We start from the raw sequence: 21,079 nt of genomic DNA, 5'->3' as shown, positions 1-21,079 counted from the left end.
GAGCTCAAATCGATTAATTGTCCAAGTAGGTGGCTCAACTTTGAGCGTGAAGGTGGCTCAGTTTTCACCGAGAGGGTGGCTCAACTCAAACGGAATGATGGCTCTGAGTGAGCGCAGTATTCACTTTCGTTGAGCCTGTGAATTGGGATGCGTTTGTGGTCACAGGTCTAAGCATATTTTCTTGAAGATATGGCAGCATCACAGCTTGATTTTCCACTACCCGTTTAGGAGAAGGTCCAGGTGACCGGGTACCACTCTTTCTGTAGCACGGGTGTGCATTACTGTTCTGTGTTACTCTGGAAAAAGGTAGCAAGAGTCCCCTTAGAATGAACGAGAACGTATATTGGCTGCGGCATAGGCACAAATAGATCGGCAGGAAGGGCCTATGCTGCGGGGTACGCAGAACAAACGGAACCGAAAGAAGTGGCCATTTTTGGCAAGGTAGTCTTTATCTTAGTTTACGTAAGAGCTGGTACATGGGCTCAATCCGATGGTGTTTACTGCTGTGCAAAAACACCGTAAATCCGGGATCGGCTTTCGGTAAACCCATTTTTCCCTAAAGGCGAACCTGGTTGGGATATCTATTCTTTCGTTTAAGTATATCCGTCTTGGGTAAAATACGAGTGTGGTACGATAGTTTTGCCCTGAAGGAGGTGCAATAGGTGGCGATCTGGAAATGTACCAGTTGCGGGTGTGAAAAACCTGGACGAAAGCCTGCCAAGTGCCCGGACTGCAGCTCCCGGGATACGTTTGTAAGATCGAAGAATAAGTAAGGATTGGCATCCTTCGCCGATTAGGGTGAAGGATGCCCCTTTTCCAGCCCCCTGCGATTGAACCAGAAAAAAGGAGTACCCTTAGGATAGGTGGAGTTAATGGACATGTTACTACCAATTATCCCTCTGGACACTACCACATCTGGTATCATACAATTGACTTAGCACTACATATAGTATGTTTGGGGGCGTTCATAAGTGGTTCAACTATCCAAAAATGCCATTACAGTCTTAGAACGACGATATCTAAAACGCGTTGGTCAGGATATAGTCGAGACACCTGAGGAGCTTTTCAGGCGGGTGGCGGATAACATAGCTGATGTGGAGCACAGGGTCTATGGTGTCAGCAAAAAGGCGGCAGCGGCCCTAAGTGAAGAGTTCTATGCCATGATGACTTCCTTGGAGTTTCTACCTAATTCACCCACCTTGATGAATGCGGGGAGAGAGTTGCAGCAGCTATCGGCCTGCTTTGTATTGCCTATTGAGGATTCCATGGAAAGCATATTTGAGACCCTCAAGAATACTGCCCTTGTGCACAAAACCGGAGGGGGTACCGGTTTTAGTTTTTCCCGCTTGCGCCCCCGTAATGATCTGGTGGCCACCACCGGGGGGATCGCCAGTGGTCCCATCTCTTTTCTGAAAGTCTTTGATGCCAGTACCCAAGCCGTCAAACAAGGCGGTACAAGACGGGGAGCTAATATGGGTATCCTCCGGTGCGATCACCCGGACATCCTCGAATTTATTACCTGTAAGAGAGATAACGAGGATATTACTAATTTCAACCTATCCGTAGGCTTAACCGAAGAATTCATGAAGGCAGTTATTGCCGATGAGGAATATGCTCTGAACAATCCCCGGGACGGTAAGGTAGTCCAGATGATCAAAGCCAGAGAGGTATTTGACCTTATCGTTGAAATGGCCTGGGGCAACGGCGAGCCAGGAATCGTCTTCTTGGACCGGATTAACAAGGACAATCCGACACCTCATATTGGTGAGATTGAAAGCACAAATCCCTGTGGGGAACAGCCCTTATTGCCCAATGAGTCCTGTAATCTCGGCTCAATTAACCTTGCCAAAATGGTCAAAGATGGTTCCATAGATTACGATAAACTTGGACAAACCGTACATCTGGCTGTTCATTTCCTAGATAACGTGATCGATGCCAATAAGTATCCTCTGCCGGCGATCGAACAGATGACCAAGGCTAACCGCAAGATCGGCCTTGGCGTGATGGGCTTTGCGGAAATGCTTATCTATCTAGGTATCCCCTACAACTCCGAGGAGGCGGTAGAAACCGCCCGAGAAGTAATGCGGTTTGTTCGCGATGAAGGAAGGAAGGCATCAAGTGCCTTAGCAGAGAAACGGGGGGTATTTCCAAACTATCCAGGCAGTGTCTTTGATACCCCCGATGGCCCCAAACTGCGTAATGCCACCATCACTACCATTGCACCTACGGGTACCATCAGTATTATCGCTAACACCTCAAGCGGCATTGAACCCCTATTTGCCCTAGCTTTTACCCGGCACGTCATGGATGATGACAGACTAACTGAGGTCAATGAAGTCTTTGCCCAGTTTATGAAAGACGAAGGCCTCTATAGTACCGAACTGATTGATCAAGTGGCCAAGACAGGTTCTATTAAGGATATCGAAGAGATCCCCCAAAGGCTCCGTCGGTTGTTTGTCACAGCCCATGATATTTCTCCCGAATGGCACATTCGAGTACAGGCTGCCTTCCAGGAGTTCACCGATAATGCTGTGAGCAAGACGGTGAACTTTGCCAATGAAGCCACCAAAGATGACATTCGCAAGGTATTTGTCCTTGCCTACGAACTAGGATGTAAGGGTGTGACGGTCTATCGGAGTGGTAGCCGTGAGTCCGAGGTTCTGGTAAAGGGTAAAGACAGCAAGCAAGAGCCAGCGACCCAGCAGAAAGCCGGGGCCAAACCCCGGAAAAGGCCCAATGTGACCCTAGGGTGCACCGAGAAGATCCGCACCGGGTGTGGGAATCTTTATGTAACAATCAACAGGGACGAAGAAGGTATCTGTGAGTTATTTACCGCTATCGGTAAGGGTGGCGGGTGTGCCTCTGCTTTGTCCGAGGCCATCGCCCGTCTAGTTTCCTTAGCCCTTCGGGCAGGAGTGGAGCCCCAGGAGATTTACTTCCAGTTACGGAGTATCCGGTGTCCCAATCCCGCATGGCAGGGCCAAACCCCAGTCCTATCATGTCCCGATGCAATTGCCATTGTGTTGCACCATTACCTGAAACTGGAAAACGGGGAAGAAGCTGCGGCAGCTAGCATGGAGGATGTAGATAACCGGATGGGGGCTTGCCCTGAATGCGGTGGACATGTCAAACATGAAAGTGGTTGTGTGACTTGTATGGCCTGTGGCTATACCAAATGTGGATGATTAAAAGCAGCCAGGGAGTATTCCCTGGCTCCCTTTTACATGACTCCCAGTCGAGAAAGCAATGCCGCTGCTAGGTGCAGCTTGGCAAAGTCTCCTAGTGCTGCCCAGTCTTCATTGGCAGCGGCATTAACCATTTCCTCAGGTAATTTGAGGTTATCTCCCACCGTCTGGTAGATCTCCTTTTTTGCGGTCTGCTCTAGGGCTTCCCAATCCTGATTCTGTAGTTGACTAACTTCCTCTTTGGGGAAACCCAGTTCAGTTAGTTCGCTAAAAATATTACTGGAAAGATTGCCGGCCATTCCCTCCAAGGCTTGGTCCCAATTACCGCTTACTAGCTCACTAACCTGTGTGGGTGTTAATATTCCCTGGGTCATCCCCGATACCCGGCTGAGCAGATCCTGGGGTGTGATGATCCCGAAGGCCTTAACTACCTTAGTCTGACCAAACCGATCCTCCACAGCATAGATCTTGTCTTGCTTCTTGAGGTTCTGTAGATCAGTTTGGGCGTTGTTTCGATAAACCAGGGTCTGGGGCGAAATGCTTACCTGGGCCTCTTCGCCTTCTCTGGTAGTAACGGTGATGGTGCCGCTTCCTTGATCCATCTCTTTGATCTCTCCGTGGATTGGTCGCAGCTGCCTAACATTGTTCAACATAGCCGCGGCCTCTGCCCTTGTTAGAGGCAGGTCCGGCTGAAAACGTCCTACAAAGGTAGGAGGCAGGACTCCCAAAACATCGGCTATTTTCGCCTGGCGGAAGGCAGAATGACTTGGATCTAGATCAACGAAAATAGAGGTCTGCTGTTCGGTGTCTGTCTCGTCTGCAAGCCCTAGTTTGAAGCATCCGTTGATCATGGACACGGCCTCTTGTCGTGTAATGGCTTCGAAGGGCCTAAACTGTTCCTTCGTATTACTTAGCAGTTCCTCTTGTGCAAGCCCGGCGATAAGCTTGTGATCTGGATGCTCCTTTGTATCCACAAAACTGCTATTACTAGAAGGAGCAACATTCAGGGCCCGGGCTAGGGCCCCTGCGAGATCCCCTCTGGTAATTGGTTGATCCGGGTAGAATTGTCCCGGGGAGACCGGGGTTAAGATCCCGGACTCGATGGCTTCAGTAATATACATCTTGGCCCAGTGGTCAGCATAGTCCACGGTGCTTTCCACTAATTCGTCTGCACTGGCCAAGCTGCTGGTTATGATTAAGATAATGCATATTAGAAATAGGCTTAGCTTGCGCAATCCTTAACACTCCCTCTAATCGGATTAAAACATATTACATAATTCAGTACTATACATTGAATTCCTTGCAGTACTTTCCGGTACAGAAGTTGCATTGCGCCATCTTGACCATATTTCGGCAGGATTGGCGGTAAGGGGGGCATACTGTCAACTGTACCAGAACTCTGGTATAATAAAGGCAAACAGCAGAGAGGATCATTGATAACATGGATGAAGCAAGACCAAAGAAGAGTTTTATGCTGATAGACGGGCATAGTCTAATCCACCGGGCGTTTTATGCTATTCCCCTTCTCACCAATGCTAAGGGTGAGCCTACCAACGCAGTGCTCGGATTTACCCGGATGCTTTGGCGCCTTCTTGATGAGTACAAGCCTGGTGCGATCGCAGTAGCCTTTGATCATCATGGCCCGACCTTCAGACATGAAGCCTATGAAGATTATAAAGCTAATCGAAAAGCCACGCCAGAGGAATTAAGACCTCAGATTGGGTTGGCCAAGGAAGTTGTTGCTGGCTTTGGCATACCTATCCTGGAGGTCAGTGGCTTCGAAGGCGATGACTTGATCGGGACTGCGGCCAAAAGGGCCAGCAAACAGGACTTTGAAGTCTTCTTGGTCACGGGGGATAAGGATTGTCTTCAATTGGTCAATGATTCCGTGAAAGCGCTCCTTACCCGCAGGGGAATTACCGACATGGAGCTTTTGGACTCTGAGGGGGTAAAGGAGAAACTAGGGGTACTTCCAGTTCAGGTAGCGGATCTTAAGGGCCTCATGGGAGATCCCAGCGATAATATTCCCGGTGTGCCGGGTATCGGGGAGAAGACCGCGGTGAAACTGCTAAATCAATATGCGAATATTGATGAGATTATCGCGCACCGGGAGGAGCTTTCACCCCGGGTACGAAAAAACCTTGCAGAACATGAAGATCTGGCCAGACTGAGCAAGGAACTGGCTACGATCGATACAGATGCCCCCTTTGAACTGGATCCGCAGGAATGCTGTTGGCAGGGAGAACCGGACTATGACAGACTCCGGGAACTGTTTATTCGCCTGGATTTCAATGTTCTTCTGGATCTGCTTCCCCAACAGGAGGAGAGTGCCCAAACCACACTGTTTTCAAGTCCGGCGGTTCCAAGCCTTGAGGTTTTGATGACGGAACAAGACAAGAGTAAAGCGGCCGCTAGGCTAGAAGGAGCAGAGGAGTTGTTTCTTGACCTCCTTTGGCAGGAGCGACCAGGTCGTGGTATTTGGGATAGCTATGTGGGGGGAGTGTCCTTTGCCATTGCCAACCAGATCTTCTTCTGTCCTTTGACTGGCCAGGGGAGTCTATCTGAGCAACTTGGTCCCCTGACTGAGGTGCTTGAGGAAGGGAATACCAAGTACTGCCATGACTTAAAGAGTATCCTTCTCATATTAAAAGAGCATGACATACTGTTAAAAGGAGACCTAAGGGATTTGATGGTGGCCGGGTATTTGTGTAATCCCGGTGAGAATAACTATGGTCTTCTCCAATTGGGTACTAGATTTTGTGATGTCTATCATTCCCCGCTGAAGGATTGTCTGTGGGAGCTTTCCCCTTCGTCCTTGGCGGAACTAGCACAGCTGCGGATGTCTATTATTCCTCCCTTGGCCCGTCGCCTTAAGCAGGAGCTTGAGCGGCTGGAAATGACCAATCTGTTTCTGGAGATGGAAATGCCCCTGATCGAGGTACTGCAAGCTATGGAACGGGCAGGCATCTGTCTTGACGTAGATTTCCTTAATGAACTCTCAGAACAAATGGATCGGCTTCTTTTTGATCTTTCCGAGGCTATCTACATGCTAGCAGGTGAACGTTTTAATCTTAACTCACCAAAACAACTGGCGGAGATTCTCTTTGACCGTCTGGGATTGCCGGTGGTGAAGAAGACCAAGACGGGACCCTCCACCAGTCATGAGGTTTTAGTGGAGCTTGCCGAGCACCATGAAATTGCTAGGTTTCTAGTGGAGTATAGGAAACTGGCGAAACTGAAGTCTACTTATGTTGATGCTTTGCCCCAATTAGTAGATGCCAAAACCGGGAGGTTGCACACTAGTTATAACCAGGTGGTGACGGCTACAGGACGATTAAGTAGCACCAATCCGAATCTACAGAACATCCCTGTACGAACCGAGGAAGGCCGCAAGATCCGCAGGGCCTTTGTTCCCCAATCCCAGGATCGTGTTTTCCTATCGGCAGATTACTCCCAGATCGAGTTGCGTATTCTCGCCCATGTATCCGGGGACCAGACTTTGATCAATGCCTTTGAGCAACAACAGGATATTCATAAGCGTACGGCGGCTGAGATCTTTGAGGTTCCCCTTGATGCGGTTACCGATGAAATGCGAAACCAAGCAAAGGCGATCAACTTCGGGATTATCTATGGGATCTCTAGCTTCGGCCTCTCCCGAAATACCGGGCTCGATCGCAGGGATGCCCAGGAGTTTATTGATCGTTATTTCGCGAAGTACCCTGGGGTAAAGGATTACTTAGACAAGACTGTGCAGGAGGCCAAACGGAAAGGGTATGTGCGGACGATCTTTGGACGATTGCGTTTCCTTGAGGGGATCAACAGTAGGAATTATACGACTAGGTCTTTTGCCGAGCGGATGGCAATGAACACCCCTATCCAAGGTTCTGCCGCGGATATTATTAAACTGGCGATGGTTCGACTCCATGGTGCCTTGAAGTCCTCTTCCCTACAAGGGGACATGTTGCTACAGGTGCACGATGAGCTTGTTTTTGATGTGGCCAAAAGTGATCTCCATGAACTTGCGGTGCTTGTGACCAAGGTCATGGAGCATGTCTATCCTTTAGCGGTGCCCCTGAAAGTTGAACTTAATGTGGGTCCTAACTGGGCTGATACTAAGCCCTATACTATCTAGGGAGGACTTGTGAGGGTGCCTGAATTACCGGAAGTAGAGACGATTGTTCAAGGTTTGCGGCCCAAACTCATTGGTAGACAAGTTATAGCAGTGTCGGTGATCAATGACAAGGTGTTACACAATGTTGAGTTACTGGTGTTCCAAAATGAGCTAGTCGAGCGGACTTTCTGTAATGTCAGTCGGCGGGGGAAGTACTTAATGTTTGGCTTTACCCCAGGGGGATGTATGGTAGTTCACCTGCGGATGACCGGACAAATGGTGGTCTGTAAGGCAGATAGGGCACATGAGAAGCACCTAAGCTTCTTCTTTGATCTTTCCGATGGTAACCAGTTACGGCTCATAGATCAGCGCAAGTTCGGTACAGTATATTGGATCCCCCCCGGCTGTAGGGCAAAGGATGCCCAAACAGGAGGGTTTACAACCCTTGGTTGTGAGCCTCTAGGTAAATCCTTTAGTTTAGAAGGGTTCAAAGAGCTTCTAGCTGGTCGAAGTACCCGGATCAAACCCTTCTTATTGGATCAGCGTCATATTGCAGGTCTTGGTAATATCTATACCGATGAGATTCTGCACCGAGCCCGGATCCATCCAGAAAGAGCGGTATGTGATCTTACAGAACAAGATATGCAGGTGTTATACCAAAGCATTAGGCAAGTGCTCAAGGAAGGTATCTACTACCGTGGTACGAGTATTTCGGATTATGTAGATGCTGTTGGACGACAAGGTGGGTATCAGGAGCATCTGCAGGTCTATGGTCGTAACCAAAAGCCTTGCCCCACCTGTGGCACAACCATCTGTCGGATCAAAGTAGGAGGGCGTGGTACCTATTTCTGTCCCCAATGTCAGCCAGAAAAAGGATAGGCAGGAATTTGGAGGTTATTGGTGGAATAAGAATGCATTAGGCAGGGGGAGAACGTGTGCTTGTAGTTGGGTTAACAGGAGGAATTGCCTCAGGCAAGAGTACAGTAGCGGCTTACTTGAAAACCTTAGGAGCTCCCTTAGTGGATTGCGATATCATTGCCCGGAAGGTGGTTGAAAGGGATCAACCAGCTTTGAAGGCTATTATGCAGAGCTTTGGCCCTGAGGTGTTATTTAGTGACGGCAGTCTGAATAGGAAGAAGCTAGGAGAGATTGTGTTTTCTAACCCGGCCCTACGTCTCAAACTAGAGGAGATCACCCATCCTTATATCCTGGCTCAAATGCAACAGGAGATTAGGGAGCACACCTCAAATTCGCAGTTGCCTGTGATTGTAGATATTCCCTTGTTGTATGAGAATAACCTGGGAGATATGGTTGATCTGGTTGTCTTGGTTTATGCTCCCTACGAGAAACAACTGGAGCGATTGATGCATAGGGATGGATTTGATGAGAAAGTAGCCAAACTAAGGCTTAAGGCTCAAATGCCCATCGAGAAAAAGCGTGCCCTAGCGGACTATGTTGTGGATAACACCGGGAGTATCGAGCAGCTCAAGGCCCAGGTGGACGCTCTATGGAAGGAGTTAAAGGAAATTGCGAATCGCACTCATTGCTCATGATCGTAAGAAGGATGAAATGGTAGGTTTTGTAGAAGCTCATAAGGAAGTGTTTGCTAAGTGCAATTTGGTGGCTACGGGAACCACAGGAAAGATCATCCAGGAGCAAGTTGGCCTGTCTGTGGAGCGCATGAACTCCGGCCCCCTTGGCGGTGACCAGCAGATCGGAGCAGCGGTGGCTAGTGGTACTGTGCATGCGGTGATTTTCCTGCGGGATCCCCTTACGGCGCAGCCCCATGAACCAGACATAACAGCTCTACTCCGTGTATGTGACGTACATAATGTACCTTTGGCGACCAATAGAGCCACCGCGGATTTACTGGTGGATGCGATCCGGGTGCACCAAATGGGTTTGTAGAGGTAGAGGCCCTTGAAAGGGGGATCCCGCCTGTGGCGTTGGTTTGTAATATTCCTTATACTGTTATTGGTTATTGGGCAGCTACGATGGCTACTCCAAAGGATCTATCCGATTAGTTATGGTGATAAAATCGCTTTTTACGCAGAGAAACACGGGCTTGATCCTTTCTTAGTCTATGCAGTGATGTATATAGAAAGTCGGATAAACCCTGAGGCCATTTCCCCGAGGGGAGCCCGGGGTTTGATGCAGATCATGCCCGATACGGCCCAATGGATTGCCTCAGAAATTGGACTAACTGGTTTTGATGAGGATATGTTGTCGATACCGAGCATAAACATTCTAATGGGGACTTGGTATCTGGCTAGCCTGTATAGGGAGTTCGGTTCTAGTGATGTGGTAGTACTGGCAGCATATAACGCTGGTCGAGGGAATGTAGCCCGTTGGTTAACGGACAATACCTGGTCCGGGCGTGTAACCGATGTTGATCAAATACCCTTCGGTGAGACTAGGGAATTTGTGCGCCGGGTGGTGCGGGTACGGGATTGGTACAACTATGTCTACCGGGGGAAATGGCCTTTTTCTGCGGTAGGAGGGAACTAGAGGGGAAAGCCATGGCAATATCAACGATAGTGCATAGACCTCGCTTTCTGAACAGGTTGCTTGTATGCTTGGCGATCTTTGTGTCCTTGTACTCATCCCTGGAGGCTTGTGCCCAGAGTGTTGTCAAGGTTGGGATTGAGCAGGTCCCAGACTCCTTTGATCCCTTCCGGTCATACACTGGTGCTGAAGCTGCCTTTTTTGAGCTCTTTTTTGATAGCTTGTACCGATTGAGTCCCGATAGCTCTAAGATGATGCCCTGGTTGGCCGCTGATTTTCCGACGGTGTTAACGGTTGGGGACAAAATCCATCTGTCTATTCCGCTCCGTAGGGGAATAAGATGGCACGATGGTAAAGCCTTCTTGGCGGAGGATGTCCTTTATACTCTAAGTGAGGTGTATCTAAACCCCATACATCCCCTAAGCTCCCTGTGGTGTGAAGTGATCACCTCCCTGGGGATGAGAGATGACTATGAGTTTTTTCTAATTGTTAACAGGGAAAAGGCCGGATATCTACTGAAAATATTCTCCCTACCGATTTACCCAAGTTCCTTTGCAGAACATGGTCCTGTGGGAGTACAGAAAATCATAGGCACGGGTCCCTTTATGTTTAATGATAAGCTGGGAGATAGTTATCTGACGGTGCGTCGCAACTGGTGGTACCATGCCAATGGATGGACTATTGACGATGGCATTGTAGGGCCCCATGTATCGGGAATATTGTTTAAGCAAGTGAATGATAAGGACGCCGAGGAAGCCTTTAGACGGGGAGACATTGACCTTTTTCTTGGAAGGATGGCAACAGATGCTCTAGCCAAAGGGGCGATGAATTTCACTGATCGGATCCGCCTGCTTGTCTTTAATCTGCGACAAAGCCCCGGAGATGATCTTGCCTTTCGGCGAGCCGTTGGGGCTATGGCCGCTGAACTGCTAACGGGCCTAGTTCAACAAACAGGACGGGGACCTATTCCACTGTCCTTTCCTAAGGAAAGTGCCCGAAGCATTCTCAAGCACGGTGGATATACATGGGATAATGACGGTGCACTTATTGGCCCTGGGGGAGAGGCTGTCGGAAATCTGAAGCTTGTCATCATGACGGAGAATGAAGAGTCTTTGCGCTATGTCTTCGCCCTGGGCCTGATCAAGGAGCTTGAAGAGCTTGGAGTTAAAGTAGATGTTCGTCAGGGCGATATTGCAGCACTAATAGAACCGGTGTTTTGCAGTTATGACTATGATTTACTAATTTATGGATGGAAGATTCAACAAGGGTTTCCGATGCACTTGGTCGAATTACTCTATTCAGGGACAATTGGTCAATTTGGGCCGAATGTGAGTGGTTTTGAACAGGAGAGATACGATTATTTGGTCAAGATGCTCCTAGCATCCTTTGAGCTAGCCAATGTCTACGACATCCAGGCTGAGCTTGAAAGAGTCTGGCAGGAGGAGCTACCTCTGCTACCTCTTTTTTATGCAGGGGACGGGGTTGCATATAGTGTCAATTCCAAAGTCGCACGGTACTTTAATGACGGTGGAGGGTTTTGGTCCTTTGCAGGCCTACATTTCGTGCCTTAGAACCAGGTTAGGTATAATCTTTCGGCAGAGATGGCATGCTAGGTAAGAATATGCAAGGAGTCAAATTCCGGCAAATGCTGCAGGTATGAAGGACCACAACCTCAAAGGGGGAAAAACCTTTGTCTTTGCGAAGAAAGCAGCTGTTCCGTATCACGGGGTTATTGTTACTCCTCGTTGTGGCTACCGGGACAACCTACGGATTTGAGAATAGAGTCTTAGAACAGGGCATGAAGGGTTCAGATGTAATGGAGCTTCAGCGGCGTCTGGCGGAGCTTGGATACGCGGTGGAACCGGACGGTGTGTTTGGGGCCCAAACCAAGAATGCGGTGAAGATATTTCAGGCGGATTTCAATCTGAAGGCCGATGGCATTGCTGGACCTAAGACCTTTGCAGTCTTGGGGGAAGTGCGGGGATATGTCGAGTATGTGGTAAGACCGGGTGATACCCTCTGGGATTTAGCCCGGGAGTTTCAGACTACCGTACAGGCGATTAAAGAACGAAACCGGCTCAAGAGTGATATTTTGCGGATTGGTCAGATCCTGCGGATCGATCGCTCCTATGCAGGGGGTGACGTTTCGGACCGGGTCTATGTAGTAGCCAAAGGTGATAGTCTCTATTCTATCGCTAAGCAGTACAATACTACGATAGAGGCCCTTGCTACTGCTAATAGTATAGCAAATCCTAGGACCCTTCCTGTGGGAAAAACCTTGATTATCCCTGGTTCAGGGTCTGATGCTAGTGTTAGACGGATGCAAATGAGCTGGCCGGTGACAGGCCGGATCTCCTCTCCCTTTGGTCCGCGGATACACCCACTCAAGAACGTTGACGACTTTCATAATGGCATTGACATTGCTGTACCTACCGGGACTAAGGTGAGGGCGGCCGCAGGAGGAGTGGTCACTTGGAGTGGTTGGATGGGCGGATTTGGGTACACGGTGGTTATCGATCACGGTGATGGGATCGAGACATTGTATGCACACAATTCCAAGCTCCAGGTTAAAGTCGGTGCCCGGATTAACCGGGGGGATGTCGTTGCACTGAGCGGTAATACAGGGACTAGTACTGGTCCTCACTTGCACTTTTCAATTAAGATTGACGGTGATTATGTAGATCCGACAAACTGGTTGATTAACTAGCTGCTATGGTAGCTGGAGCGGGGCTTGTGTCCCAATAGGTTTTGGCAGGGACCGCGCGCCCGCGATACAAGCTCAATAGGTACGATACATTAATGCCCGTTTTCTGGTTAACAAGGAGAAAACGGGCATATTTCGTTGGCTTCCCAAGGTCCTTAACAATAGAACATGGCAGATCCCAGGAATAAACTTGCCGTGCCTTGGCCGGAACAAATAATCGGGGAATAGAAAACGCACGGGCTAGGTGGGAGTCCTTCATGGGGATGACTAAGGTATATGTATGGAAGGGTTTAGCTTTTGTGGCAAGGGGTCTCTCCCTGCGTGGATTCATATAATCCGAAAGGGGTGTCGTTTAGTGGACAGTAGAGAACGTGTCCGTAGAACCCTCGAGTTTCAGGCTGTGGATTGGGTGCCAAGGGAACTGTGGATTTTACCGGGGGTGCAAATGTTTAGACCCCAAGAGCTTGCAGAGGTATGTGCGAAGTATCCCTTGGATTTTGCTGGGCCCCGGCAAGATACGGGCCGGGACTACTAAGTAAGGGTGTACCAGGGATGGTAGGTCAGTATACTGATGAGTCGGGTTGCACCTTTACCGTAGCGGAAGCGGGTGTCATCGGGGAAGTCAAGGAACCCATACTCGAGAACCCCAAAGACGACTTGCATGTGCCTTGGGAGATACTGAAGAACGCAGATCTTAGTGAAGTGGATCGGTTCTGTGAGACTAGCACAAAGGTCGTGAAGGCGAGTACAACTGTACGGCCCTTTGAGAGGTTGCAGTTTCTACGGGGCAGCGAGACCTTTTTCTTGATTTGGCCTATGATTGTCCGGAGTTTCACAGCTTAAAAGATAGAGTGCATAGGTTCATTGTGGTGAAAATAGAAATGTGGGCAGCAATGAAGGTGGATGCCGTCTCCTTCATGGATGATTGGGGGACTCAACGGAGTCTACTTATATCCCCCGTGATATACTCGAAAAGGTCGGCAAATACGTGTTCTTTCATTCCGACGGTCATATTGAACAGATCATCCCCGTTCTAATTGAACTAGGTGTTGATGCGCTGAATGCCCAACTTTTCTGTATGGACATCGAGGAAACTGGGGCCAGATATCGGGGGCAGATTACCTTCTGGGGTGAAATTGATCGCCAACACATTTTACCCTTCCAAGGTCCCAAGGAAGTAAAGGCCGCTGTGGCTAGAGTACGCAAAGCCCTGGACTATGGTCAAGGTGGCGTAATCGCCCAATGTGAATGGGGCAATGATGTCCCGCAGGAGAACATCGAGGCGGTCTTTGACGCCTGGCTAGATTAAACCGTGGAGGCCGATGACAAAGAGCTGCTAAAGAAGGCCAAAACATGAGCCGGGGTAGGATACATCTCCCTATAATATGACTGGAAGTAACAGGTCTCAAACGTAAGTTAGTCGAAAGAGTAACCCATGGTATAGGGCTTTTCTTGGTACCAACAACGACTGCTTGGAGGGAATCATTATGTATAAGCAGTTTTCTTTAACCAGCGATGAGGAAATACTTGAAAGAGTCCAGTTGGCTCGGCCGATGGAGGGGGGGATTATTACCCAAGACATAACCGAACGCATAGGATGTACTCACTATGATGGATGGTACCATCTGACAGATAAACCCTATCTACTTGAAGGTCTGGAGGTTATGCACCAGCTCGGGTACAGGGTCGCAAAGATTTGGTTTTCGGCCCAGGGACTACCCGGTTATACATATAACTCTACATGGCCGTCTTTTACCCGGGAAACAACACTGGTTGATGTCGCCCAGATGCCCTACTACGAGCAGGCCTTCGCCATGGATTTTCGCACCTTTGTCTTGGAGGTGTTTACTGCCCAGGGGAACTCCTGGATACATGGTCCGGAGGGTAACGATGCCTACTATACTAGGGAAGAAGAGGAGTTCTATCGGTTAACAAAACACCTACTGGAAACCTATCGAAACCGCCATCTTACCTTTATTTTGCAGAACTGGGAAGGAGACTGGATGTTGCGGGGAATTGGTGAGTCGTGGAATCCTGTACCGGAGGATGCGCTAAGGCGCTGTGAGGGCATGGTACGTTGGTATAGGGCCCGGCAGCGGGGCGTGGATCGGGCCCGGGCCGAAGTTGTGACCACGAAGTGCCAAGTCCTGTATGCCGCCGAAGTCAACAAGGTATACGATGCTCTTTTGGGTATTCCCACGGTGATGACCCATGTAATACCCCATGTTGACCTGGATCTGGTATCCTATTCCTGCTACGATGCCTTGGGTGATCTACCGGTGAGTCTGTGGCACGCCATTGAGATGATCCGACAGTGTGCTAGGCCTAGTAGCACCTATGGTACCAATCAGGTATATATAGGGGAAGTGGGGTGTCCTGAGTCCGAGAAGGAGCGACAAACCATAGAAAGCTTCTGGGATCAAGTGATGGGTGTATGCCTAGCCCTAGATATCCCCTATGTTTTGCAGTGGGAGTTGTTCTGCAATGAACCGAAGCACCTTGATCGGTATACACTACCCCCTGAAACGATTCTGGCGGCCGAAGATTTACGAGGTTGGTGGCTGATTCGACCCGATGGCTCACCTAGTTTCGCACAGGAATACTTAATGAAGTGTTCTGAGTCAGCCGGTGGTGTCATCAGAGATAAGTAGCCTGGGCGCCTTTGGTAGCGAGGAAGTGAATCTCAGGAGGATAGCCCTATCTCTGATGAAAGGGGCGTGGGGATGATTGCTATTCACTCGCCTGCCCCCGCCGACTGAAGCCCAATTGCGCAAGGGCCAAAGACGATGAATGTCCGATAGGGAGAGTGTTTCCCCGCGGTTTTCTCCTCCTGTATCTGCGGCTGTAGCAGTTGACAATGTCTTAGTTTGCCTGTATAATCAGTGTTGAATCAGTTGCCCGGGTGGCGGAATTGGCAGACGCGCACGGTTGAGGGCCGTGTGGATTACACCGTACGAGTTCAAATCTCGTCCCGGGCACCATCTGTGATAAAGGAGTGATACCGGCGATGAAACAAGGACATGTAAAGACATTGGTTGGTTCGCTGGTAAATCATGTTGCCCCAGGATGTGGCAAATGCCATGCATCCTGCCAATCGGCCTGCAAGACCTCTTGCACAGTGGGTAACCAAGTGTGCCGACAGAAAGAAGAACGGATTCGACGACCAGCCCAAAAACGAAATCTAGTGGGGTAGGTCCGTTTATTACTTAGTGTTTGAAGAAGAGGGATAACCCCTCTTTTTTTTTGCCAAAATGGGGGAGAGCACGATGCAAAACATCCACCTTTTTCAATTGGGAACCGGTGCAATGAATCGAAAGTTTGCTGTAGATGGGACCAGTGGTGCGATTCATCTGCTGGATGATGAAGCCTATGGACTTGCCCAACGCTGGGTGAAAACCGGAGGGGAACTTCCAGACTCTGAAGCAGGGAAGGAACTACGGGTCCTTTGTGATCAAGGTCTACTTGGTGCCTCCTTTGAGACCGTGGATAAAGGGCTTAGGGCACAGTTAGAGACGAGTGCACCGGTGGGTATTAAGGCCCTTTGCCTAAATATTGCCCATGACTGCAACCTAGCCTGCCGCTATTGTTTTGCCAATCAAGGGCACCTGACCAAGGGTAACACGATGATGGATCTGGAGACTTCCCGTGGAGCAGTGGATTTTCTTTTAGCCAATTGCCAGGATCGGAACCCTGTAGAGATTGACTTCTTTGGGGGAGAGCCCCTGCTCTGTTGGAATGTATTGGTCCAAACCGTACTCTACGGCGAGAAGCGGGCCAAGGAGCTGGGTAAGGAGCTTTTGTTTACGATCACAACTAATGGTTGGGATCTTGATCCGGAGAAAATAGAGTTTCTTGCTGCCCATGGCATTGCTGCGGTGTTAAGTCTTGATGGTCGCAAGGAAGTAAATGACCGGATGCGAGTCAGTGGGAAAGGATCGGTCTATGAACGGGTTGTGCCTTTCTTTCAGCAATTAGCGAAAGCCCTAGGCGATGAACGGTATTACTTGCGGGGTACTTACACGGTGCATAACCTGGATTTTCTAGAAGATGTGAAGCATCTTCTGGATCTAGGGTTTACAAACATCTCCCTCGAGCCTGTAGTCCTAGATAAGGAGCACCCCGATGCAATAACCATGTCCCACCTAGGACGGGTGCAAAGTGAGTACAATCGTTTGACAGATCACTATATCCAACACTCCTTGCAGGGGAAGGGCTATCGCTTTTTCCACTTTGAGTTGGATCTACAGGGGGGCAGTTGCTTGGCTAAGCGGGTCAGTGGCTGTTCTGCAGGGTGTGAGTATCTGGCTGTGGATCCCAACGGAGACATTTATCCATGCCATCAGTTTGTTGGTAAAGATGATTTTGCCATGGGTAACATCAAAGATGGTGTAACAAAGCCGGATATAGGCGAGGCATTTGCTGCTCATAACATATTAACAAAACCTATTTGTCAGCAATGTTGGGCACGGTTTTACTGTGGTGGAGGTTGCCATGCCAATGCCTGGAATTATAACAAAAGTATCTCCATACCCCATGAACTGAGTTGTCATCTACAGCGTATCCGGTTAGAGCATGCCATTTATGTACAGACTGTTCTCGCAGAGAAAGGCATAACTAGTTTTGGTGATCGTTTTCGGTAGATGCTAGCGGATCAGTAGGTCTATTGGAAAGGAGCCCCGCGGACCTGTACCCGCGGGGCTTTAGAGCAGGTTCAGAAATTGCCAGTCAACCAGTAAAGCGGTTAGGACCAGCATGGCGCCTATTGTCACCAAACCAAAAAACTTCTGCCCCGGGGAAGGTTTGGCCTGTTTCCAAGCTAGAAGTGTGAGGATACCAGCGATCATAGCCAGGGCCATTAGGGGATAGTTTGACAGAATATGGATCCGTACTTCGCTAAAGGAACGGTAGTTGTTCAGAAGCATCCGCACCACTAGGGCTGCATTATTCACCAAAAGTGCCGTACCACAAAGGACGAGTAGCATGTTTCTTTTCTCGTATTTTGTCAGGGAAGACCTTTTGCGCCATCTCCGAAGAAGAAAGGCCAAGGGGATGATGGAAAAATATGACGCGCTGACAATCAGCATAAGCAAACTTGTGATTAACCACGGTGTAGCGCGTTTTGTCGGGAGCGGTAGAAAATCTCCTGATACTCGTTGTACTTTCCCGTCAGACACATCAAAGTAGACCGTACCGAAATGATACTTGAAAATCGGTCCATCGGCATCTACCCTCTGGTAAACATAGGGGGCGATCTGTACTAATGTAGCAGTTTCCGCGCTCATACGAAGCTGGATCTGGTTCGGCGCCATCGCGGTAACTCTAAGCGGAGCAAGGTAACCGACGAATTCCAGGAACCCCTGGTGCATCCTTCGAGCACTAATATAAATCCCCTCTACATCTTTTTCGCTAGGTAGATCTACTGTAGCGGGACTGATGTCTTTGTTCCGTTTACCTATAAGCGCCTCCGTCAGGCCAGAGCAGATATCCATCTCCATGGCTGCATTGGTTAGTACAATCACGCCAAAGCGTTCCTCTGGTACGATGTTGAACTGGGAGGAGAAAGCAATGGTATTACCTCCATGGCCCATGGCCCGGAGTTCGCCATCCCATTCAATTAACCCGTGGGAAAATCCGGTAAGTCCCGGTCCCATGCTGTGACTTTGGGTCAGCAGCTGCGTGAGGGTTGCCTCCTGTTCAAATAACGGGCTTCTCTGTCCTGCATCGGGCATCAGGGCGATAGCAAAACGAGCAAGGTCTTCGGCAGTACCGTTTATGGCACCTACTGGGTATAGTGGTACAAAGGACCATGGGGCAGGCTTGAAACCACCATGCTTCAAAGGATAGTAGCCCGTCGCCTTAGACTGAGACAAATTCGGGTGGTCCTGCAATGTGGGATGTGCCGAAGTATGGTTCATAGCAAGGGGTACGAAGACTGTCTCCATCAAGTATGTATGGAACTCCTGTCCGATTAGCCGCTGGCATATGTACGCAGCCAAAGCCACGGCGTAATTGGAGTAAGCACTAACTGTACCCGGTTTATACACTTGGGCGGGGCGGTTTCGTTTTAGCGCCTGCTCCAAAGTAGGGAGTCCTCTAGGGGATGGTAGGACGATGTCAAACAGGTAATCCTCAAACCCGGCAGTGTGGCTCATAATATCTAGCATGGTAATCGGGTCGTCGTATCGCAACTCTCCCAAAAAGCCATCGGGCAGATAGTCCCGTACGTCAGTTTGCAGATCCAGTCTCCCGGCTTCCCACAGTCGCATAATCGTGGTATACACGAAGGCTTTACTAATCGACCCATACTCGAAAACCGTAGAAGAGGAATTGACCGGTTCTTCTCGGGCAACATCTGCGTAGCCATAGCCTTTAGAAAAAATGATCTTGCCGTCCTTAACAAGCACAACGGCTGCTCCAGGCGATGTTGCTCCAATGTAATCTGCCATGTACTCATCAATGAAAGATGCTACCTTAACGAGCGGTATCCCCGCAGGTGTCTCCGCATTACTAGACGCGGCAATGCTTGCTTGGCAAAAAAGCAGGAACATGATGCTTAATATCAACGATATTCTTATCTTCATCCCATGCACCTCTGGTGGATCGCCGTCTTGCCTCCAAAGACACGGTCGCCCAGTTTAGTCCCGATGGTTAATTATAACATGTCATTGCCAAAAAGTAGTAGGCCTTAGAACTGATCCTTTTCTGATGATAGTGCCAGCAGTTCCTCGGAAAAAAACAAGGATTAGCCGAAGAAGGACGACGGGGGACGATAGGAAAGCGCTGGGATATAACAGCCTTGGGATCATCTGATATTAGGTTCTGGATCGGGCTAGGGTGACGTGAAGCCCCCCACGCGTAAAGAGAAAGGGCATAGGATTTTGTTCCTATGCCCCAAATACCAGGACCGGCAGTGACTAGTCCCAAGTTTGCTTGGTTTAGTAGTCCATTGCTGGTGCGGCTGGTTGCTTTTCTTCTTCAGGAATATCGGAGATCAAAGCCTCGGTGGTCAGAACCATACTTGCAATGGAAGCAGCATTCTGAAGGGCTGTTCTTGTTACCTTCACCGGGTCAACAATTCCGGCCTTCATGAGATCCTCATAGCCTTCGGTTAGGGCGTTAAACCCGATGTTTCCTCCAGCTTTACGGACCTCTTCCACCACCAGGGAACCCTCAAGACCAGCGTTGCTAGCGATCTGGCGGAGGGGCTCACTGAGGGCCTTCTTAACAATATTGGCTCCTACTTTCTGATCGGCCTCTAGTGTTAGCTTATCTATAACCGACGTGGCACGAATCAAGGCAGTACCACCACCAGCGACGATACCTTCTTCAACAGCGGCACGAGTAGCATTCACCGCGTCCTCGATCCGATGCTTCTTCTCTTTGAGCTCAGTCTCAGTAGCTGCACCAACGTTGATGACTGCCACGCCGCCGGCAAGTTTAGCCAAACGCTCTTGGAGTTTCTCTCGATCATAATCGGAGTCGGTCTCTTCGATTTGTCGCTTAATCTGCTCAACCCGTCCCTTTACGGCGTCACTGTCACCTTTACCTTCAATGATGGTGGTATTTTCTTTCTCTACGACAACGCGGCGGCACTGACCAAGCATGTCTAGTCCTACGTTTTCCAGCTTGCTACCTAAGTCTTCAGATACGAAGACACCGCCGGTCAAGATGGCGATATCCTCCATCATGGCTTTTCGTCGGTCGCCAAAGCCAGGCGCCTTTACGGCACATACATTAAGGGTCCCGCGGATCTTGTTGACCACTAAGGTAGCTAGGGCTTCGCCTTCTACATCCTCACAGATGATGAGTAGAGGACGTCCAGTTTGCACAACCTTCTCCAACACGGGTAACAGCTCATTAATATTTGCGATTTTCTTCTCATAAATGAGGATATAGGGTTCCTCGAGGACAGCTTCCATGGTCTCGGTATTGGTAACGAAATAGGGGGAAACATATCCCTTATCAAACTCCATACCTTCTACCACTTCTACAGTGGTATCGGTGCCCTTGGCCTCTTCAACGGTGATGACACCGTCCTTGCCAACCTTGTCCATGGCCTCGGCAATGAGCTCACCAATCTCATCATCATTACCTGCAATAGCAGCGACATGGGCGATGTCCTGCTTGGTTTCAACGGTGACAGCAGCTTTGCGGATTTGTGCAACCACTGCTTCAGTAGCCTTGTCAATACCCCGTTTGATCTCGATGGGGTTTGCCCCTGCGGCAACATTCTTAAGACCTTCTAGAACCATGGCTTGAGCCAGTACGGTTGCAGTTGTAGTCCCGTCTCCGGCCACATCGTTGGTCTTGGAAGCAACTTCCTTACACAACTGAGCACCCATGTTCTCATAGGGTTCCTTAAGCTCAATTTCCTTTGCGACGGTAACTCCGTCCTTGGTAATAAGGGGTGAACCATATTTTTTCTCTATAACTACATTACGTCCCTTTGGACCTAGGGTAACCTTGACAGCGTTAGCAACAGCATTTACGCCAGTCTCTAATGATTTACGTGCTTTTACATCGAAAATCAGTTGTTTCGCCATCAGACTCGACCTCCTTCGAAAGACAATCTGT

16 protein-coding genes, 1 tRNA gene and 1 pseudogene are annotated in these 21,079 nt (G+C 49.4%); 15 read left to right on the top strand and 3 right to left on the bottom strand.

Going from position 1 to position 21,079, the window contains the following annotated elements:
• Positions 1-971 precede the first annotated feature (971 nt).
• Positions 972-3,185 (top strand): vitamin B12-dependent ribonucleotide reductase, encoded by a 2,214-nt coding sequence (locus M0Q40_00890; GenBank protein MCK9221176.1) that lies wholly within the window; start codon positions 972-974, stop codon positions 3,183-3,185.
• A gap of 35 nt (positions 3,186-3,220) precedes the next feature.
• On the opposite strand, the gene M0Q40_00885 is transcribed toward M0Q40_00890, so the two are convergent.
• The gene (locus tag M0Q40_00885; protein MCK9221175.1) at positions 3,221-4,420 is read right to left on the bottom strand and encodes an S-layer homology domain-containing protein; all 1,200 of its coding nucleotides are present in this window, start codon (positions 4,418-4,420) and stop codon (positions 3,221-3,223) included.
• A gap of 206 nt (positions 4,421-4,626) precedes the next feature.
• On the opposite strand from M0Q40_00885, the gene polA reads away from it, so the two are divergent.
• The 14 genes and pseudogenes from polA to scfB all read left to right on the top strand — a co-directional run bounded on the left by polA (position 4,627) and on the right by scfB (position 17,145).
• Positions 4,627-7,317 (top strand): DNA polymerase I, encoded by a 2,691-nt coding sequence (gene polA, locus M0Q40_00880; protein MCK9221174.1) that lies wholly within the window; start codon positions 4,627-4,629, stop codon positions 7,315-7,317.
• Between the two features lie 15 nt (positions 7,318-7,332).
• On the top strand, positions 7,333-8,175 hold the full coding sequence (gene mutM, locus M0Q40_00875; GenBank protein ID MCK9221173.1) for a bifunctional DNA-formamidopyrimidine glycosylase/DNA-(apurinic or apyrimidinic site) lyase: 843 nt from the start codon (positions 7,333-7,335) through the stop codon (positions 8,173-8,175).
• A gap of 56 nt (positions 8,176-8,231) precedes the next feature.
• Positions 8,232-8,849 carry a dephospho-CoA kinase gene (coaE, locus tag M0Q40_00870; GenBank protein ID MCK9221172.1) on the top strand — a complete coding sequence of 206 codons (618 nt, stop codon included), beginning with the start codon at positions 8,232-8,234 and terminating at the stop codon, positions 8,847-8,849.
• A 16-nt stretch (positions 8,850-8,865) separates the two neighbouring features.
• Positions 8,866-9,204: a methylglyoxal synthase gene (locus M0Q40_00865; GenBank protein MCK9221171.1), complete on the top strand. Its 339-nt coding sequence runs from the start codon at positions 8,866-8,868 to the stop codon at positions 9,202-9,204.
• A 12-nt stretch (positions 9,205-9,216) separates the two neighbouring features.
• Positions 9,217-9,804 carry a lytic transglycosylase domain-containing protein gene (locus M0Q40_00860; GenBank protein MCK9221170.1) on the top strand — a complete coding sequence of 196 codons (588 nt, stop codon included), beginning with the start codon at positions 9,217-9,219 and terminating at the stop codon, positions 9,802-9,804.
• A gap of 68 nt (positions 9,805-9,872) precedes the next feature.
• Positions 9,873-11,372: an ABC transporter substrate-binding protein gene (locus M0Q40_00855; GenBank protein MCK9221169.1), complete on the top strand. Its 1,500-nt coding sequence runs from the start codon at positions 9,873-9,875 to the stop codon at positions 11,370-11,372.
• Between the two features lie 119 nt (positions 11,373-11,491).
• The gene (locus M0Q40_00850; GenBank protein MCK9221168.1) at positions 11,492-12,508 is read left to right on the top strand and encodes a peptidoglycan DD-metalloendopeptidase family protein; all 1,017 of its coding nucleotides are present in this window, start codon (positions 11,492-11,494) and stop codon (positions 12,506-12,508) included.
• Between the two features lie 352 nt (positions 12,509-12,860).
• Positions 12,861-13,040 carry a hypothetical protein gene (locus M0Q40_00845; GenBank protein ID MCK9221167.1) on the top strand — a complete coding sequence of 60 codons (180 nt, stop codon included), beginning with the start codon at positions 12,861-12,863 and terminating at the stop codon, positions 13,038-13,040.
• 17 nt (positions 13,041-13,057) lie between these two features.
• Positions 13,058-13,348: a hypothetical protein gene (locus tag M0Q40_00840; protein MCK9221166.1), complete on the top strand. Its 291-nt coding sequence runs from the start codon at positions 13,058-13,060 to the stop codon at positions 13,346-13,348.
• A gap of 82 nt (positions 13,349-13,430) precedes the next feature.
• Positions 13,431-13,814 (top strand): hypothetical protein, encoded by a 384-nt coding sequence (locus M0Q40_00835; GenBank protein MCK9221165.1) that lies wholly within the window; start codon positions 13,431-13,433, stop codon positions 13,812-13,814.
• A 178-nt stretch (positions 13,815-13,992) separates the two neighbouring features.
• Positions 13,993-15,156 (top strand): hypothetical protein, encoded by a 1,164-nt coding sequence (locus M0Q40_00830; protein MCK9221164.1) that lies wholly within the window; start codon positions 13,993-13,995, stop codon positions 15,154-15,156.
• Positions 15,157-15,401: 245 nt separating this feature from the next.
• Positions 15,402-15,486: transfer RNA gene (locus M0Q40_00825), tRNA-Leu, on the top strand.
• Positions 15,487-15,512: 26 nt separating this feature from the next.
• Positions 15,513-15,653: pseudogene (gene scfA, locus M0Q40_00820) on the top strand (six-cysteine ranthipeptide SCIFF).
• 118 nt (positions 15,654-15,771) lie between these two features.
• Entirely contained in the window at positions 15,772-17,145 is a 1,374-nt protein-coding gene (scfB, locus tag M0Q40_00815; protein MCK9221163.1) for a thioether cross-link-forming SCIFF peptide maturase, read from the top strand.
• Between the two features lie 60 nt (positions 17,146-17,205).
• Here the strand turns inward: scfB and M0Q40_00810 are convergent, their stop codons facing one another.
• The gene (locus M0Q40_00810; protein ID MCK9221162.1) at positions 17,206-19,086 is read right to left on the bottom strand and encodes a beta-lactamase family protein; all 1,881 of its coding nucleotides are present in this window, start codon (positions 19,084-19,086) and stop codon (positions 17,206-17,208) included.
• Between the two features lie 354 nt (positions 19,087-19,440).
• A complete protein-coding gene (groL, locus tag M0Q40_00805; GenBank protein ID MCK9221161.1) occupies positions 19,441-21,051 on the bottom strand; it encodes a chaperonin GroEL in 1,611 nt (536 codons plus the stop codon).
• Positions 21,052-21,079: the final 28 nt, after the last annotated feature.

The organism is Limnochordia bacterium, from assembly GCA_023230925.1.
In the GTDB taxonomy this organism is placed as follows: domain Bacteria; phylum Bacillota; class Limnochordia; order DUMW01; family DUMW01; genus JALNWK01.
This window is presented reverse-complemented; position numbering and strand designations above follow the sequence as displayed.